The sequence below is a fragment of the Moorena sp. SIO4A1 genome (genome assembly GCF_010672065.1).
In the GTDB taxonomy this organism is placed as follows: Bacteria; Cyanobacteriota; Cyanobacteriia; order Cyanobacteriales; family Coleofasciculaceae; genus Moorena.
The window spans coordinates 1-2069 of record NZ_JAAHHX010000363.1 but is presented as its reverse complement, the minus strand read 5'-3'; the positions used below and the strand labels follow the sequence as shown (position 1 = coordinate 2069).

At 44.7% G+C, this 2069-nt stretch carries 1 protein-coding gene; it reads right to left on the bottom strand.

Annotation, left to right across the window (positions count from 1 at the left end; translation table 11 throughout):
* Positions 1 to 509: 509 nt before the first annotated feature.
* Positions 510 to 2069, bottom strand: a 1560-nt coding sequence (locus F6K53_RS38290; protein ID WP_293085012.1) for an O-antigen ligase family protein, incomplete at its 5' end; no start/stop codon positions are given.

Genomic DNA, 2069 nt, shown 5'->3' with positions numbered 1-2069 from the left:
TCAATTGCTATATAAACTAGTTCATCTGTTTCAAAGTATGTTTCTAGTAAACTAGCGATTCTAGGAAACCAAATAGTTTCAAATCTTAGAGTTGATCAAGACAAAAAACGCTGGATTCTTTTTCTTCTACTTTCAAACTTTATTCCAAGAGGTAAAGCATTTGCTAACTTTTCAATTGCTTTCTCTTTTGATTGATTGTACAAGCATCACTAAACTATTTACTAAAATAAAATTACGATACTTTAGTTGAATTTTTAGATGCTTTTGATAGAATAAGGGTAACATTTGCAACAGATAGGTCTTATTGACAATAAAAGACCTATCTTTTTCTATCACAGATCGTTACACTCCTGACGTATCAATTGTTTCAAGCCATATCGTCGCCCCCCCAGGCATTATTGGTGAGGTTTTGATTAGTCATGTTTTTTTTATTCCTATTGGTTAAAGTATCAACTAGTTCGTGAGTGAAATAATTCGCGTCACTCCTATAAAAGCTAGAGTTACCCTGATCAAAAAGGTGTAAGCCGTGCAGGAGGACTAACCGGTGCGTCACTTTTTGAAGGCGGCAGATCATCCCAATTCCAACCCACCACTGCCAACAAGGTATACCAGTAGAAAAAGAGAGTGGTATGACTCCAGATATTTTCGGTAATCATCCCCACAGGTACAGCCAGAAGAATCGCCAACATGGCCAAACACAGAGTCCCTTGTCCACTGCCAGGAGATGCCTGTCGAAATAATTGAACAAGACGCCCAACCTGAACTCCGAGGAAGACCAACCAAGTTACCAATCCTACGATTCCTCCTTCTACCAGGGCTCGAATGTAATCATTGTGGGGTTCGAGCCCATTACTACTGATCAGTTTGTTAGTTCCGAGACCATAACCAAGGATTGGGAAGTGTTTCCATTGCTCTAGGAGATAGGTCCATTGAGCCAGCCGCCAGTTGAAACTATTGCCATCTCCCTTGGACAGCAGAATTGCCTTCCAAATATCGATATCTGGATTACCCAGTGGTGTTTGAGCGATCGAGCCGAGACGTTCTTGACCAAACTCTGAGCTACCAAACAAGATGATAATACCGACAAACACAACTATGCCACCGATTAGGTTGACTATGCTCAATCTAGGGGCGATTAAAACCACAATAAAGGTACCAAGCATCATCAAACCAAATAGAGCCTTAGTACTCACATACAAAAGGGTAAGTAAACCCAGCAATAGCATCCAGATCCAGCGTGGATTTGACTGGGTTAGCCTCCAATAGGTCAGACCCATGAACAGCAATAACCAGGTTACAAAGCCGTTAGGGTGACCAATAGTCCCTTTGATGCGAGATACTTCTTCTATGCCGGTGGAGTGACCGCCGTGAGGAGCGAAAAAGGGAGGTAAAACCGAAGGCAATAACATCTGGAGCAACGCTACTGTAACTGGTAAGAGCAGAGCCCAAAACAGCCCGTAGACAACTTGCTTAGGTGGAAGCCTGTCCTTGAGTTGCATTACCAGCAAGTAGACCATTAGCCAAGAAAATAGACGTATCCACTCACGGATGCTTCCTAGCAAAAACGAAGCATCTAGCCCCAGCCCTCCCAGAGGCAAAAGTATCACCCACAAGCCTTGTAGCATCACCCAACCAGCAAAGAACCACCAAAACTTATCGGTGCGTACAGTTTGCCCCCTCAGTAACATCACTGTCACATAAAGCAAAGTCAAGCCGTCGAGTCCGATCGCAAAAGCTGCTGGTACCTGTTGATCTGAAAACGGATCGAGACAACTACGCAAGATCAATAGTCCCAGTACGGCTTGCTCAAATCGGGCAAAGAAGTAGACCATCACCGCTACTGCCACCAACCCTAAACCAAGCAAACGGGGCTGAGTACCTGCGAGTAAGCCAACGGCTAGACCAATGGGCACACCTGCCAGTCCCAGCCAAAAGGTCAGAGCAGAGGAACGATGCCAGGGGTTATGAATCTGCATGATCAACCTCCCTGGATACAAGAGCACAATTGTTGCTGGCTTCGTTGCCATGGGTCTGCCTGGATTGGGATTGAGGCTGGTAACTATCCAAGG